Source organism: Streptomyces sp. GC420 (assembly GCF_009916105.1).
GTDB lineage: Bacteria > Actinomycetota > Actinomycetes > Streptomycetales > Streptomycetaceae > Streptomyces.
Window position 1 is genome coordinate 36790 of the sequence record NZ_JAAAXQ010000007.1, and the last position, 16517, is coordinate 53306.

Below are 16517 nucleotides of genomic sequence, written 5' to 3' on the forward strand. Positions count from 1 at the left end.
CCATGCCCGCGGAGAACGCCGTGGCCGTGGTGGGCATGGCCTGCCGGCTGCCGGGCGCCGACGACGTGCGCCAGTACTGGGCCGCGCTGACGGCGGGCGCGGACGGCGTCAGCCGCCTGGCGCCGGAGGAGCTGCTGGCCCGCGGGGCCGACCCGGACTACGTGGGCCGGGACAACTTCGTCCCGGCCATGGGAACCATCACCGGGTCCCGCCGGTTCGACTGGGCGTTCTTCAAGTACAGCCGGGCCGAGGCGGCGGCGATGGACCCGCAGCAGCGCGTCTTTCTCGAGTGCGCCGCGACGGCCGTCGACGACGCGGCGCTCGACCCGACCCGGTTCCGGGGCCGGGTCGGCGTCTACGCGGGCGCCGACCGGGTCGGCCACCGGGCGGGCGACGCGCTGAGTGAACTCGCCCTCTACATAGGGCGGGAGAAGGACTTCCTCGCCACCCGCGTCGCCTACAAGCTGGGCCTGCGCGGCCCCGCCCTCACCGTCCAGACGGCCTGCTCCACCTCTCTGACCGCGGTTCACCTCGCCGCGCGCGCCCTGGCCGGCGGCGAGTGCGACGCCGCCCTGGCGGGCGGCGTCACCGTGATGCCCGACGGGGAATGGGGCTACCTCTTCGAACCGGGCGGCATCCTGTCGCCCGACGGGTACTGCCGGCCCTTCGACGCGGACGCGGCGGGCACCGTGCCCAGCGAGGGCGTCGCCGTGGTGGTGCTCAAACGGCTCACGGACGCACTGCGTGACGGCGACCGGATCGCCGCCGTGATCGCGGGCACGGCGGTCAACAACGACGGCGCGGACAAGATGGCTTACACCGCGCCGTCCATCGGCGGGCAGAGCGAGGTGATTCGCGCCGCACAGCGCATCGCGGGCGTCGACCCGGCGGACATCGACCACGTCGAGGCACACGGTACGGCGACCAGGCTCGGCGACCCGGTGGAGGTGCAGGCACTGACCGACGTCTTCCGGGACGCGTCCGACGCCACGGGCTGGTGCCGGCTCGGCGCGGTCAAGGGCAACATCGGGCACACCGGTGTGGTGGCGGGAGTCGCCGGCCTGATCAAGACCGCGCTGATGCTGGAGCGCGGGCAGATTGTGCCGACCGCGCACTTCACCAGCCCCAACCCGCTTCTCGAGTTGGAGAGCACGCCCTTCCGGATCGCCGGGCGCAACGAGCCCTGGCCCGACCGCGGCACCCGGCTGGCTGCGGTCAGCTCCTTCGGCGTGGGCGGCACCAACGCGCACGTCCTGCTCCAGGGTGCTCCGAGCCGCGCGCCACGGACCGGGGCGGGCGGCGGTCCCAGGCCGCTCGCGCTGTCGGCGGCCACGCCGGAGGCGCTGGCGCACCTCGCCGACGCGCTCGCGGACCGCCTCGCCCCGCCCACGGCGAGCGACCCGGCCACGACCGGTGCGGACCGGCTCGGGTCGGCCGCGGACCGGCTCGGCTCGGGCGAGGCACCGGCAGCGTTTCCCGCTTCCGCTGCGGATCGCCGACTCGCGCAGGCCCGGGAGGAGTCCGACCCGGACAGCTCCTCCGCAGCGGGGCGGATCATGCCCCTCGACGCCGGGGATTCCGCCGTCGGCAATGAACCGGCGGATCGCCCGGCCGCGTTGGGTGAGTCCGCCGCGGACCGGCTCGCACCGGGCGAGGTCGGCGTTCCAGCGGTGGGTCGCCAACTGGCGCAGGACGGGGCCGGGTCGGGCCCGGGCCGTGATTTTGCCGTGGGTCGGATCAGTCCGCTCGACGACGGGTATTCCGCCGCAGGCGGTGAACGGGTCGCGGACCCGGTCGCGTTGGGTGAGTCCGCAGTGGACCGGTTCGACACCGCCGAGGCCGTCGAACCGGTCGCGGGCGGGCTCGGGCCGGCGGCGGGCGGCGGGCCCGTCGTGGGTGACGAGCCGGTGCTCGACCTGGCCGGGGTGGCGAGGACGCTCGCGGAGCGGCGCCGGCACCGGCACCGCGTCGCGGTGGTGGCATCGGACCCGGCGCAGGCCGCGCGACTGCTGCGTGGTGTGTCGCGGCGGACCGGCGTAGCCGCCCCGGCTCCCGCGCGGCCGCGGAAACTCGGCAAGGTCGCCTTCCTCTTCCCCGGCCAGGGCACCCTCAGGCACGGCGCGGGCGCGGCCGCGTACCGGCTGCTCCCCGGATTCCGGGCGGCGTTCGACGAGGTGCGCAAGGCCGCCCGGGACACGCACTCCGTCGACCTGTCCCCCGCCGTCTCCGAGGACGCGCCCGGCGGCGCCGGGGAGTCCGAGGACTGGTTCGCCGACACGGTGCACCAGCAACTGGGCCTGTTCGCCCTCGGCTACGCCTTCGGGCGGCAGCTGGAGGCCTGGAACATCCGGCCGGCCGCGATGCTCGGCAACAGCGTCGGCGAGTACGCGGCCGCCGCCCTCGCCGGGGTGTGGGACCCGGCGGATGCCGTGGACCTGGTGGGCCGCCGCGCCCGCGCGATGTGGGACACCGCACCCGGCCGGATGGTGAGCGTCGCCGCCCGCGCCGACGAGGTGGCCGCCCGGCTGCCCGCGGCGTGCGAGGTCACCGTGGCCGTCGACGGCCCCGGCTCGGTCGTGCTGTCCGGCCCCGAGGCCGCCATGACGGACCTGCTCGCGGGCGATGCGCTCGAGGGCCTTGAAACCACCCTGATCCACACCCGGCGCGCCTTCCACTCGAAGGCCATGGAACGGGCCGCCGAGGTGGTGCGGGCGACCATGACGTCGATGCCCACCCGCCCGCCTCGGCAGCCACTCGTCTCGAACACCACCGGTGACTGGGCCGATCCGCGGGAGGTGGCCGGCCCCGACTACTGGGCGGCGCAGCTGCGCCGGCCGGTCCTCCTCGCGGCGGCGATGAACACCCTGCTCGGCTCCGGCTGCACGACGTACGTCGAACTCGGCCCGGGCAGCTCCATGCTCGGCGGCCTGCGCCGCAGCCCTGGCTGGGACGCCGACGCCACCGCGGTCCCGCTGGCCTCCCGGCCCGGCGACCCGCCGGAGGCGGGGCTGCTGACGGCGCTGGCCACCTTGTGGGAGCACGGAGCCGACCGCCCGCTGCACGAGGTACTCGGGGTGCTGGACGGGCCCGAGGGAGAGCGGCCGTCGCGCTGCTCCCTGCCGGGCCACCCATTCCTCGGAGAGGACCCGGCCGCCGGGCAGCCGGTCACCGCAGCCGCCCCGGCCCCCGCGCGGGAGCGGCTGCTGTCACCGGCCCATCCGGCCCGGCCGGCGTCGCGCGCCGAACCGGGTGAACCGGGTGGGAAGGGCGAACCGGGTGAACCGGGTGGGAAGGGTGAACCGGCGGGCCGAACGCCCGCCGTCCGGGGCGCGGCGCGGTCCGTGCTGGCGGAGCTGTGGTGCCGCACCCTCGGCGTTCCCGCGGCGCTGGACGACGACGACTTCTTCACCCTCGGCGGAGACTCGCTCATGGCGGTCGGCCTGACGGCCCGCATCAGGGAGCGCACCGGATGCGCGCTGTCCGTCACGGACTTCTCCCGGGCGGCGACGTTCGGCGAGCTCGTCGCGGCGGCCGAGCGGCAACTGCCCGGTCCGTCCGGCGCGGACGGACCCGGCCGCGCCGTTCCCGCCACGCTTCCGGGAGCCGGGCTTCGAGGGGCCTGGGCTCCGGGGTCCGCGGTCCCGGGCGTGGCCACGCTCTGCGCGGAGGGCTCCGGACGGCCGCTGTTCCTGATCGCGGACGCGACCGGCCACGCGCTGCCCTACCGGACACTCGCCGGCCTGGTGGGACCCGCCGCAGACCGGCCCGTCCTCGGACTGGAGGACACCGGGGACGACCGCCCGCGCACGATCGAGGCGCTCGCGGCCGGGCATGTGGAGGCCCTGCTCCGCGTCCAGACCGAGGGCCCGTACACCATCGGCGGCTGGTCCTTCGGCGCGGTCGTCGCGCACGAGACGGCGCGCCGGCTGACCCGGCGCGGCAAGCGGGTGGACCTGCTCGTATGCCTCGACGGCTTCGTCCCGGACACCGCGGGGCTGCCGACGGCCTTCGCCCCGGAGTTCCTGCGCGCCGGTCTGCGCGCCCAGGCCGAGGCCGCGCTCGGGATCGGCCCGCTCGCCCGGCAGGTCCGCCGGAGCCCCGCGCTGCGGCGGCAGTTCATCGCGGGCCAGACGGCGCTGCTGCGCTACCGGCCGCGGCCCGTCGCATGCCCCGCCGTGCTGTTCAAGGCGTCGAGCGGGCGGGCGGAGGCGGACCGGCTGCGCGAGCGGCTGTCGAACCTCTACGCGGGCGGGATCCGGGTGGAGCCGGTGGGCGGCGACCACTGGTCCATGCTCACGCGCCCGTACGCGGAGGACCTGGCACCGAAGCTGCTGGACGTACTGCGGCCCGGTCCACTGACCGGGCGAGGAGAGGACTGACGATGGCCGACATGGCCGACAAGCCGCCGGGCACGGACGCCACACCGGGGACCGGGCCGGTGACGACGACGGCGGATCCGGCCGGCGATCCCGGCACGGCCCCCGCCGCGGAGAAACCGCTGCTGCGCAACCGCGATTTCCAGGCGCTGTGGACCAGCGAGGCGTTCGCCGCGATCGCCAAGGAGACCGCGGAGGTCGCCTATCCGCTGCTGATCCTGGCCACCTCCGGTTCCGCCTTCTACGCGGGCGCGGTCGGATCGGCCCAACTGATCACGGCGAGCCTGCTGTCGATCCCCGGCGGCACGCTCGCCGACCGGGTCGACCGCCGGATGCTGCTCATCACCTGCAACATGGTGCGCGTCGTGCTGCTCGGGCTGTTCGCGCTCCTCATCTTCACCGAGAACGTCAGCCCGTTCGTCATCTTCGGCGTCGCGATCGGATCGGCGGCCTGCCTGGGCATCTCGAACCCGACGGGTCTCGCGGTCATCAAGCAACTGGTGCCGCCCTCGCAGCTCACCCAGGCCACGGCACAGAACCAGGTCAGGTACTTCGCGGCGACCATGGGCGGCCCGCCCGCCGGGGGTTCCCTGTTCGCGGTGTCCCGCGCGTTCCCGTTCCTGAGCGCGGCCCTCGCCTTCCTCGTCTCGACGGTGCTGCTGCTGTTCATCCGCAAGCCGCTCAAGGTGGAGAACGCTGCGCCGGGGGAGAAGCGCAACGCGGCAGAGGGCTTCCGGTTCCTGGCCGGGCAACCCGTCCTCCGGCTCCTGATCGTCTGGATCATGGGCTCGAACATGGCGTTCACCCACACCGGGGTCTTCCTCGCGCTCATCGCCACCGCCGAGAGCCGCGGTGCGTCCCCGGCCTTCACCGGCATGCTGCTGTCGATCGCCGGCGTCGGCGGACTCGTCGGCTCCCTGGTGGCGGGCCCCGTCATCAAATGGGTGCGGCCGCCGGTGCTCTTCCTGACCGCCGCCTGGATCGGACCGGTCGCCGCGATCCTGCTGGCGAACGTCTCCGGCCTGATCCCGCTCGGCATCATCGTCGCCTGCGTGTTCCTGCGCGGGCCGATCACCAGCGCGCTCTTCCTCGCCTACCTGGCCGCCATGGCCCCCGACAGGGTGCAGGGCCGGGTGCTCGGAGCGGTGATGTTCATGTCCATGGTCGCCGCGCCCGTCGGTGTGTTCGGCGTCGGCGCCATCTTCGACCTGGCCGGCTCCACCTGGGTGTTCACGGCCATGGCGATCATCTCCGGCCTGGCCGCGCTGCCCACCCTCAGCCCGCACATCCGCAAGCTCGCACCGCCGGAGGAGTACGCCGACACCACGGCGGCCCCCGCCACCGACCGTACCTGAGACGCCGGCCGGACCCACGATGCCGGCCGGACCCACGATGCCGGCCGAAGCAGCCGACCGGACCGAAGCCGGACCGAAGAAGGAGACCTGATGACCGCAGAGACATCGGACGCGGCCCCCGTCACGACCGGCGCCGGCCCGCTGCCGCCGGAGTTCTTCACCGCCCCCGAGGCAGGCGCCACGCACGCCGCGAACGCGAAGCTGCGGGCGTCCGGATGCCCGGTCCACGCCATCAACTACCCGCCGGGCGGTGACGCCTATGTCGTCGCCGACTACGAGACCGCGCTCAAGAGCTTCAGCGATCCACGCCTGTCCAAGCAGGTCGACAACGCGCCCGCCTGGTTCCGGGACCTCCTCAAGGACAGCAGCCCGGTCCTCATACGCAACATGATCACCGCGGACCCGCCGGAGCACACCCGGCTGCGCAGGCTGGTCAGCCGGGCCTTCGTACCGCGCCGGATGGCGCTGCTGCGGCCGCGCATCCAGGAGATCACTGACGAACTCATCGACGCCTTCCCCGAGTCGGGCGAGGTCGACCTGATGGAGTTCGCCTTCTCCCTGCCGATGCGCGTCATCTGCGAGTTCCTCGGTGTCCCGATCGCGGACCGCCCCGACCTGCACGCCTGGGGCCACTGGCTCAGCGGCGCGCCGTTCGCGGACGAGGAGTCGAACCGGAAGCTGAAATGGGCGAGCGACAGCGTCGAGCGCTACCTCGTCGACCTGCTGGAGGAACGCCGCCGCTCCGGCCTCGGCGACGACCTGGTCAGCATCCTGCTGAAGGCCGCCGACGAGGAGGACGTCTTCACCAACGACGAACTCGTCTCCACCCTGGTCCTGCTGATCATCGCCGGTCACAAGACCACCGCCAACCTCATCGGCAACGGGATGCAGGCCCTGTTCGCCCAACCCGACCAGCTCGAACTGCTCCGCGCCAGGCCCGAGCTGGCCGAGTCGGCCGTCGAGGAGTTCCTTCGCTTCGAACCGCCGGTCTACCGCGGCACCCTGCGCGTCGCCACGCAGGACATGGAGCTGGCCGGCTGCCCCATACCCAAGGAGGGCTTCGTCCACATCCTGATGGACTCCGCCAACCGCGATCCACAGGCGTTCGAGGACCCCGACCGGCTGGACATCACCCGTGGTTCCAACCGCCATCTGGCCTTCGGCCAGGGCGCGCACTTCTGCGTGGGCGCCCCGCTGTCCCGTGTCGAGGGGCAGGTTGCCTTCCCCACCCTGCTGCGCAGGCTGCCCGGTCTGGCCCTGACGGTCCCGCACGACCAGCTGGAGTGGGTCTTCGACAACTCCACCAGCCGCGGCCTGAAGTCACTGCCGGTGCGCTACGACGCCCGGCTGGCAGCCCACGAACCGGAGAACTGAGATGAGCACTGGCACCACCCTGGTCTGCCTGCCCTTCGCCGGTGCGGGAGCCTCCTTCTACCGCCCGTGGCAGCGGCTCGCCGGCGACGGGCTGACCATCCTTCCGCTGCAGCTCCCGGGCCGGGAACGGCGCATCGACGAGGACCCGTACACCGACGCGCACGCCGCCGCCGACGGCCTGCTGGCCGAGCTCCGCGACACCCTAGGCGACGTGGGGGAGCCGCACCGGGTCGCGCTGTTCGGGCACAGCCTCGGCGCGGTGCTCGCCTACGAACTGGCGCACCGCCTGACCGCCGCACCGGGCATCGAACTGGTCCGGCTGTTCGTCAGTGGCTCCCCGCAGCCCGCGGAGCAGCGGGCCCGGCGCGCCACCGGTCTGCCCGACGACGAATTCCTCGCCCGTGTCAACGAGTTCGCCGGCTACACGCACGAGGCCCTCGAGGACCCCGAGATGCGTGAGCTGATCCTCCCGACGCTGCGGGCCGACGTCGAGATGCACGAGAACTACGTGCCGGGCACGGACACGCCGCTCCCCGCGCCCATCACCTCGCTGCGCGGCGCCGACGACGAACTGGTGAGCCGGGACGAGGCCGCCGCCTGGTCCAAGGTCGCCGGCGCGGACTTCCGGCCGGTCGAACTGCCCGGCGGGCACATGTACCTCACAGAGTCGCCCGCCGCGCTGCTGGAGGTCGTCTCCGGCGAGATCCGCCGAGGAGCGTGCGAGCCGTGCGCCTGACGGAGAAGGTCGTCCTCGTCACCGGGGCGGCCCGCGGTCTCGGCCGCGCCACCGCCGTGGCGTGCGCGGCCGAGGGCGCCGACCTGGTGCTGCTCGACCTCTGTGGCGACCTGCCCGGAGTGCCGTACCCGCTGGGTACGGCCGGGCAGCTGGAGCACACCGCCGCGCTGTGCCGCGCGGAGGGCGTCGCGGTGCTCACGGCCGAGTGCGACGTACGGGACCTGCGATCGGTGGAGGCGGCGGTCGCGCTGGCCGAGGACCGGTTCGGCCGGGTCGACGCCGTCGTCAACAACGCGGGCATCGCGGCGCCCTCGGGCAAACCGGCGCACGAGATCGGCGAGGACGAGTGGGCGCTGATGATCGACGTCGACCTGTCCGGCGCCTGGCGGGTGATCCGTACGGTCGGCAAGGCGATGAGCGCCCGCCGGTCGGGCAGCATCGTCAACATCGCCTCCACCGCGGGCCTGGTCGGATACCGGCACTTCGCCGGGTACGTGGCGGCCAAGCACGGACTGGTGGGGCTGACGAAGGCCGCTGCACTCGACTACGCACCCACGAAGGTCCGGGTCAACGCCGTCTGCCCCGGCTCGGTGCGCGACGACTCGACGGCGGAGGGCCGGATGCTCGCCGAGATCGCACGGGCGCTCGACGTTCCGGTGAGCGAGCACGAGCAGACGTTCGTCGAGGCGCAGCCGATGAACGCGCTGATCGAGCCCGAGGACGTCGCCTCCGCCGTGGTCTACCTGGTCTCGGACGACTCCCGGCAGGTGACCGGGGCGGTGCTGACCGTCGACGGCGGATTCACGGCCCGCTGAAGGACCGCCGAGCAGGCGGAGCAGGCCGAACAGGCCGAACAGGCCGAACAGGCCGAACAGGCCGAACAACTCGAACGGCCCGACAGGCCGGGTGGCCCGATGAGAACGAACAGGGCGAAAGGCCGAACAGACAGGGGAGGACACCCGTGCTGGGTGCAGAGTGCCATGCGGTCCGCGTCCGGCTCACCGGTCCGCCGGTGTCCGCGCGGACGCTCGACGCCCGCCTGAGCGCCGCCGGGCCCTGGCGGCTGTGGACGGACGACGTACCCGCCGGGGCTGCGGAGCCGCTCGCCGCCCGCCGCCGGGAGGCGGAACTGCGCCGGCCGGCGGTCGGCGTGCGATGCGTCCTGCTGCGGTACGCCGACGGTGAGGCGGACCTGGTGGCCGTGGCGCACCGGGACCGGCTGGACCGGCGCGGACTGGCGCACCTGATCGGCGTACTGACCGGGACCAGGGCCCCCTCCGCGTGCCCCGAGCCCGCCCCGGGCCGTGCCGGCCGCCCGGCCGAGGGCCCCGCCCCGGACTGGGGCCGGGGCGAGCCCGGCTCGCTCCGGCACGGCACTCACCACCTCGACCTGCCCGACGGCGCCGCCGCGGCGCCCGGCGCGGGCCCGGCCCGCCTGCTGGCCGCGCTCGCCCTCACCCTGAGCCGCTACGAGGGCCACGGCTCCACGGGTAGCGCGGTCGTCGCGACCGACCGCACCGGAGCACGGGAGATCGCGGTGGAGCCGGCGGCCGCCCTCGGCGCCCTCACCGCCGCGTGCGAGGGCGCGCCGGCCGGGGCGGACCGTCCCGTAACGGCCGGGCTGATCGAGGACACGGACCCCGGCGGCGGGCCGCTCGGCGACGAGTACCTGCCCTTCCTCGCCCCCCGCTTCCCGCTGACCTTCGCGCTCGGCCCGCTGCCGGACGGCGGCTCGCGGCTGTGGTGCGGTCACCGGCACAGCCATGTCGCGCCGGACGCCGCCCGACAGTTCCTCCGGCACCTGGCCCATGTGTACGGGCAGGTGGAGCGCGTGCCGCGGAGCCCGGTCGCCGACGTGGAGCTGCTGGACACCGCGGAGCGGGACAGGGTCGTGCGCCTCGGGCGGTCCGCCCCCGCCCGCTCGTCCGGAGGGTCCGCCCCCGCGCCCGGGCGGGTCACGCTGCCCGAGGCGTTCCGGCGGGTGGCGGCGGCGACACCCGACGCCGTCGCCGTGTGCGAGGGCGGCATCCGGCTCACCTACCGTGAGCTGGACGAACGGTCCACCCGGTACGCGGCCGGCCTGCGGGCCCACGGCGTCCGGGACGGCGACCGGGTGGGCGTCTGCCTGGAGCGGACCGCGGAGCTGGTCGTCACCATGCTCGGCGTGCTCAAGGCGGGGGCGGCGTACGTACCGGCCGACCCGGCCTATCCGGTGGACCGCCTCGTCTACACGGCGGCGGACGCCGGGCTGGGCGTGGTGGTCACCCGGCTGCCGGAGTTCCCGCGCGGCGGTGACACCGCCGTGCTCACCCCCGACGAGCTGTCGGCGGAGGAGGACCGGGAGGGCTCAGGGGCACCCGGCACCGCCGCCCCGCCGTCCCCGGCGACGACGCCGGACGACCCGGCGTACGTCATCTACACCTCGGGCTCCACCGGGCGTCCCAAGGGCGTGGTCGTACCCCACCGCAACGTCGTCTCCCTCGTCGAGGCGACCCGCGAGGAGTACCGGCTCGGCACCGGCGACGTGTGGACGCTGTTCCACTCCGGGGCCTTCGACTTCTCGGTGTGGGAGATCTGGGGCTGTCTGCTGACGGGCGGCCGGCTCGTGGTCGTGCCCTACTTCGTCTCGCGCGATCCCGAGGAGTTCCGCGACCTGCTCGTCGCCGAACGGGTGACGGTGCTCAGCCAGACCCCTTCCGCCTTCTCGCAGCTGCTCCGGGTCGACCACGGCGGACTCGCCGTCCGCCTCGTGGTGTTCGGCGGTGAACCGCTGGACAGCAGGATGCTGCTGCCCTGGTTCGACCGCCATCCCGAAGGGGCGTGCCGGATGGTGAACATGTTCGGCATCACCGAGACGACCGTGCACGTCACCGCCCAGACCGTGACGCGCGGGCCGGCCCTGGCCGGATCGCGCTCCGTGGGCCGGGCCCTGCCCGGCTGGCACCTGTACGTGACCGACGAGCGCGGCCGGCCGGTGCCTCCGGGAGTGAGCGGCGAGATCTGCGTCGGCGGCGCGGGAGTGGCCATCGGCTACCTCAACCGGCCGGAACTCACCGGGCAGCGGTTCGTGCCCGATCCGTACACGGGACCGGACGCCGGTCCGCTCACGGCTCCGTACGCCGGCACCGGCTCGCACACCGGCCGGGGAACGCCTCCTCCCGCGGTCCGGCGGATGTACCGCAGCGGCGACCTGGGCAGGCTCCTGCCCGACGGGAGGCTGGAACATCTCGGCCGGATCGACAGCCAGGTCAAGATCCGTGGCTTCCGCATCGAGCTCGACGAGATCCGTTCCGTCCTCCTGGAGGACCCGGACGTCCGGGCGGCCGCCGTCGTGGTCCGCAGGGACGACCCCGAGGATCCCGCCGCCGCGAGGCTGGACGCCTACGTCGTGCCGGCCGACGGCGTGGCCGCCGCGGACACGCAGGCGATCCGCAAGCGAGCCGCGGGCATCCTGCCCGAACACATGGTCCCCGCCACGGTCACGGCCCTCGACACGCTCCCGCTGACGACGAACGGCAAGCTCGACGCCTCCCGCCTGCCGTCCCCGTCCCGTTCCTCGGCTCCGGCGCCGGCCGGGGCGGAGGCCGGAGAGCCGACCGGGGCGGGCGCGGTCACGGGCCTGGCCGAGGCCCTGCTGGAGATCTGGGCGACAGTGCTGGGCACCCCCGTGGGCCTGGACGACGACTTCTTCGAGCTGGGCGGCAACTCCCTCTTCGCGGTCCGGATCAGTGCGGCGCTGCGCGCCCGAGGTCTGCCGTCACTGCCGCTGCGCGACCTCTACCGCACGCCGACGGTCCGGGCGCTGACGAGGGATCGCGAGGCCTGAGCGCGGCGGCGGCCGGTGGCGCGGGGCGGCCGGCGGGCGGTCCGGTCGGCGCCGGCGCGGAAAGGCGCGTCCCGGGCCGGGTCATCCCTCGGTGCACCGGACCACTGCGTCCAGCACCCGGTCCGTGTCCGCCTCGGTGGTGCGCCAGTTGCTGAAGGCGGCGCGCAGCCCGTGCCGGCCGTCGAAGAACGTCGGAGTCACGAACGCCTCGCCGGAGGCGGCGATGGCGCGGCCCGCCGCGTGGACGCGTTCCCACGTCGGATTGCCGGCGAGCGTGAAGCAGACGACGTTGAGCCGGACGGGTGCCAGGAGCCGCAGGTGGGGCGCGGCCTCGATCCGCTCGCCCAGGCGCCGGGCGAGAGCCGCGTTGCGCTCGACGATCTCGCGGTGCCCGTCCGCGCCGTACGCCGTGAGGGAGAACCAGGCGGCGAGCGCGCGCAGGCGGCGGGAGTTCTCCGGGGTGAGGTGGAGGAAGTCCGGGTCGCCCGTCGGCATGCCGAGGTACGGCGAGGAGTTGTGGAACACCCGTACCTGGAGGTCCTGGCGCCGGGTGAACTGCACGGCCGCGTCGTAGGGGACGTTGAGCCACTTGTGCAGGTCGACGCAGACGGAGTCGGCGGCGTCAAGGCCCTCGGTGAGGTGCGCGTACGAGGGGGAGAGCGCGGCGAAGCCGCCGAAGGCCGCGTCCACGTGCAGCCAGAAGCCGTACCGCTCCTTGAGCGCGGCGATGGCGCGCAGGTCGTCGAAGTCGACGGTGTTCACGGTCCCGGCGTTGGCCACGACGATCGCCGGGCGGCCGTCGAGTTCGTGGAGCGCGGCGGCGAGCGCCCCGACGTCGACCGCCTCCCGCCCGCCGGGAAGGACGGGAACCGTGCGCAGGCTGTCCCGGCCGATGCCGAGCACGGACATCGCCTTGGGGATGCTGGAGTGCGGGCTGCCGGACAGCACCCGCACCGGGCCGAGGGCGGCGGTCCCCTGCCGGGACACGGACACGCCCCGCCGCTCTCCGAGCCATTCGCGGGCGACGGCGAGACCGACGGTGTTGGAGACGGTGGCGCCGGTGACGAAGGCGCCGCTGTGGGCGTCGCTCAGTCCGAAGAGTCCGCGCAGCCACCGGACGGTCTCGCGCTCGAGCGCCGTCGCCGAGGAGTCGCCACCGCCGGAGACGTTCTGGTCGAAGGTGCTGGTCAGCCAGTCCCCGATGAGCGCCGCGGGGGTGGCGCCGCCGGTGACGAAGCCGAGGTAACGGGGGCCCGCGGAGGCCGAGAAGCCCGGCGCCCAGCGCTCGGCGAAGCGCGCCAGGGCGCCCCGGGCGCCGGTGCCGGTGACCGGGACGGGGTTGGCCGCGGGCGGCCCCGCGAGCCGTGCCACCGGCCGGTCGGCCAGGCCTTCCAGCTCGCGGGCGGCGAACTCCTGGGCCGACCGGAGCAGTTCGGGGAGACGGGAGAGATCGTCGGCGAGTGTGTCGTGCATGAGCGGCAGCGTAGGCAGGCCCCCCTGGAAGTTCCTGGTCCAATTGCGGGAAACTGGACCAATGCAGCAACCGGTGCAGGGAACCCTGGGGGCTCGCGGTTTCGCCGCGGGGCTCGGCGAGTGGCGCCGCAAGGACGGGCCGCTGGCGCGGTCCTTCGCCGCGGCCGTACGGGAAGCGGTGACCGACGGCCGCATCCCGGCCGGCACCCGGCTCCCCTCGGAGCGCGAACTCGCCCGCGAGCTGCGCGTCAGCCGCGGCACCGTCGTCGCGGCCCTGACCGCGCTGCGGGACGAGGGCTGGCTGCGCACCCGGCAGGGCAGTGGCAGCGCCGTGTGCCTGCCGCCGCGGCTCATCGAGCGCCTCGCGCCGTGGTCGCAGGACCAGGGCGGTGCCGGGGGCGCGGACCTGGACCTGACTCTCGCGGTCACGGCGGCGCCCCACGCCGCCTACCTCGCGGCGCTGCGCCGGGCCACCGGCCGCAGCGCGCCGCTGCTCGCCGACTCGGGGACGGCGACGGCCGGCCTGCCGCGGCTGCGTGAACTGATCGCGGAGCGCTACACACGCTCCGGCCTGGCGACCCGGCCCGAGCAGATCCTCGTCACCTCCGGCGCGCAGGCGGCACTCACGCTGCTCGCGGAACAGCTGCACACCGACCGCGGGAGACCGGTCCTGGTGGAGAGCCCGACATACCCCGGTGCGCCCGCGGTTCTGCGCCGCCGCGCCCGGATGGTCACGGTCCCGGTGACGTCCCGGGACGGCTGGGACACCGAACGGCTCGCCGGGACCGTACGGGCGAGCGGCGCCCGGCTCGCCTACCTGATACCCGACTTCCACAATCCCACCGGCGCGCTCATGCCCGGCGGGACCAGGGCGGAGGTCGCCGCCGTCGCCGAGCGGCACGGGCTGACCGTCGTCGCCGACGAGACCATGCGCGCGCTCGACCTGCGGACCCCGCCCGAGGAGGTGCCTCACCTCTCCGGCAGCCGGGTCGTCCAGATCGGTTCGATGAGCAAGGTGCTGTGGAGCGGTCTGCGCACGGGCTGGATCCGGGCGGGCGCCGGCCTGGTACGGGAGCTGCTGCGCAACCCGCTGCAGGGGCAGCTGTCGGCGGCGCCGCTGGAGCAGTTGATCGCCGCCGAGCTGCTCGAGGACGGCCTGGACGCGGTGATCGCGGACCGTCGTGACCGGCTGCGGGCGCAGCGCGACCACCTGGTGCGGCTGCTCGCGGGGACGGAGTGGACGTTCACCGTGCCCGACGGCGGGCTGACGCTGTGGATTCACCTCGGCCGGGGCGTGACCGCCACGGAACTCGCCGCGAGAGTGGCACGGCGCGGGCTCGCGGTGTCGCCGGGGCCGGTGTTCGCGGCCGACCGGACGACCCTTGCGCACTATCTGCGGCTTCCCTTCACGGCCGAGTCGGACACGCTGACCAGGGCGGTGGGGCTGCTGCGCGAGCTGGAACCGCGGCCGTAGCCGCCGGCGTCACAGTGGTCGTGGCATTCCGGCCCGGCGCCGTCCGGCCCGGCGCGGGGTGCCGGCCGCTGGGTGCCGGTGCCGGTGCCGGCCGTCCGGTCCCAGGGACTTCCCAGCGACTTCCAAGAATGGTGGGGGAGGCTGAGCGCCGTCCGGAGCGGTAGCCGGGGGAGGCTGCGGGTCAGGACGCCGGGGGCCGCGCCCAGGGGGGCGTGCGGGCGAAGGCGACGACACCGGTCGTGGCGCGTCGCGACTCGTCCGCGCGTTGGGCGCCGCCCCCCGGCAGGCATGCGGTGTGGGGAGCGGTGACCCGGCGACCCGCGGCCGGGGCGGAGGCGCGGCCGGACAGGGGCCGCAGAGGGAACCTTCCGCACCCGGTGTCAGCGCACACCGCGGGGCCGGAACTGGACGCTGATGCGCGGGCCCGCGGGGCGGTTGGTCTTGGGGACCGCGTGGTCGTACGTGCGCTGGCAGGTGCCGCCCATGACGATCAGGTCGCCGTGGCCGAGGAGGCGCCGGGCGGTGGGGCCGTGGCCCTGGCGGGGCCGTAGGAGGAGGGCCCGGGTTTCGCCGACGGAGAGGATGGCGACCATGGTGTTCTCGGTACGGCCGCGGCCGATTCGGTCCCCGTGCCAGGCGACGCTGTCCCGGCCGTCGCGGTAGTAGCACAGGCCCGCCGTGGCGAAGGGTTCGCCGAGCTCGGGGCGGTAGTGCTCGGTGAGGGCGTCCCTGGCCTCGGTGAGGACGGGGTGGGGGAGCGGGGCGTTCTCGTCGTAGTGGGCGAGCAGCCTGGGGACGTCGACCTCGCGTTCGTACATCCGGCGGCGTTCCGCACGCCAGGGCACGGTGGCGGCGAGGTGTTCGAACAGTGTGTCGGCCCCGGTGAGCCACGCGGGGAGGAAGTCGATCCAGGCGCCCTGCCCCAGGTCCGTGCGTCGCACCCCGCGCAGCGGGCCCAGACCGATCGGCCCGGCCCCGCCGAAGAGCGTGCCCTGGAGGTGGAAGGACATGCAGCCATCGTACGCCACTATTAGAACAAGTGCTCGACGGCGTTCCCGTTGGTCTCGTCGGCGGGCTTCTCACCGGACATGACAAAGAACCCCGGTCGCTCACCTCTGGGCGACCGGGGCTCCCCACCCCAATGTGTCCGGATCCGGCCGCAGCCGCGTCACTCCCCCGAGTGTGCGGTTCGCACTCCGCGCGCCGTTACGGCCGGTTCCGATGCACTGATCAAAACAGCCCCCGCCAACCGATCGCTAACATGAGGCCAACGGTCCAGTCGGGAGGCGTGGGAATGCGGTTCGGCCTGCTCGGTCCGCTGACCGTGTACGACGACGAGGGCACCGCGCACCCCGTCGGCGGCCCCAAGGCCCGTGCCCTGCTCACCGCGTTGCTGCTCGGCGCCAACCGCGTCGTCTCCGTCGACGCCCTCAAGGACGCCCTGTGGGGCGCCGACCCGCCGGCGTCCGCGCACGCCTCCCTGCACAACCACGTCACCCGGCTGCGCCGCGCACTCACCCCGCTGACCGGCGAGGACGTGCTGCGCGCCGTGGCGCCCGGCTATCTGCTGCGGGTCGCCGAGGGCGAACTCGACACCGAGGTCTTCCAGAACCGGATAGCCGCCGCCCGGGCCGCGCACGCCGGCCGTGACTGGGCCACCACGTCGGTGGAGGCCGGCGCCGCGCTCGCGCTGTGGCGCGGCGCGCCCGAACCGTCCGTGCCCGGCATGGACACGCTCCTCCAACGCCTCGAAGAGGCAAGGCTGCTGGCGCTGGAGTGGCGCTACGACGCCGAGCTGGCCATGGGGGATCGAATGAACGCATGGTCGGTACCGGGATACACGGGCACCAGGGAGCTGGGCGCAGGTGCGAGCGGGCGCGTCGTGCTGGCCGTCCACGAGGAC

The 16517-nt window shown here is 74.4% G+C and carries 10 protein-coding genes; 8 read left to right on the plus strand and 2 right to left on the minus strand.

Features of this window, described 5'->3' with window-relative positions:
* The first annotated feature begins 2 nt into the window (after positions 1–2).
* The 6 genes from GUY61_RS39590 (at position 3) to GUY61_RS02040 (ending at position 11667) form a co-directional block, all read left to right on the plus strand.
* The gene (locus GUY61_RS39590; RefSeq protein ID WP_243766108.1) at positions 3–4379 is read left to right on the plus strand and encodes a type I polyketide synthase; all 4377 of its coding nucleotides are present in this window, start codon (positions 3–5) and stop codon (positions 4377–4379) included.
* A gap of 2 nt (positions 4380–4381) precedes the next feature.
* Entirely contained in the window at positions 4382–5731 is a 1350-nt protein-coding gene (locus GUY61_RS02020) for an MFS transporter (protein ID WP_243766109.1), read from the plus strand.
* Between the two features lie 90 nt (positions 5732–5821).
* Positions 5822–7105, plus strand: a complete 1284-nt coding sequence (locus tag GUY61_RS02025; protein ID WP_166628280.1) for a cytochrome P450 — start codon at positions 5822–5824, stop codon at positions 7103–7105.
* Position 7106: 1 nt separating this feature from the next.
* Positions 7107–7841, plus strand: coding sequence for a thioesterase II family protein (locus tag GUY61_RS02030; RefSeq protein ID WP_166628281.1), 735 nt, complete (start codon positions 7107–7109; stop codon positions 7839–7841).
* Entirely contained in the window at positions 7832–8656 is an 825-nt protein-coding gene (locus tag GUY61_RS02035) for an SDR family oxidoreductase (protein ID WP_166628282.1), read from the plus strand. Before GUY61_RS02030 ends, GUY61_RS02035 begins: the two co-directional genes overlap by 10 nt.
* A 146-nt stretch (positions 8657–8802) precedes the next feature.
* Positions 8803–11667: an amino acid adenylation domain-containing protein gene (locus GUY61_RS02040; protein WP_166628283.1), complete on the plus strand. Its 2865-nt coding sequence runs from the start codon at positions 8803–8805 to the stop codon at positions 11665–11667.
* An 81-nt stretch (positions 11668–11748) separates the two neighbouring features.
* Here the strand turns inward: GUY61_RS02040 and GUY61_RS02045 are convergent, their stop codons facing one another.
* The gene (locus GUY61_RS02045) at positions 11749–13140 is read right to left on the minus strand and encodes a pyridoxal-dependent decarboxylase (protein WP_166628284.1); all 1392 of its coding nucleotides are present in this window, start codon (positions 13138–13140) and stop codon (positions 11749–11751) included.
* A gap of 61 nt (positions 13141–13201) precedes the next feature.
* Here GUY61_RS02045 and GUY61_RS02050 point away from each other — a divergent pair, with 61 nt between their 5' ends.
* Complete coding sequence (locus GUY61_RS02050; protein ID WP_166628285.1) at positions 13202–14614, plus strand: PLP-dependent aminotransferase family protein; 1413 nt, start codon at positions 13202–13204, stop codon at positions 14612–14614.
* Positions 14615–14994: 380 nt separating this feature from the next.
* Here GUY61_RS02050 and GUY61_RS02055 read toward each other — a convergent pair whose 3' ends face one another.
* Positions 14995–15624, minus strand: coding sequence for an alpha-ketoglutarate-dependent dioxygenase AlkB (locus tag GUY61_RS02055; protein WP_166628286.1), 630 nt, complete (start codon positions 15622–15624; stop codon positions 14995–14997).
* 251 nt (positions 15625–15875) lie between these two features.
* On the opposite strand from GUY61_RS02055, the gene GUY61_RS02060 reads away from it, so the two are divergent.
* The coding region (locus GUY61_RS02060; RefSeq protein WP_208105437.1) for a BTAD domain-containing putative transcriptional regulator at positions 15876–16517 on the plus strand (642 nt) is incomplete at its 3' end.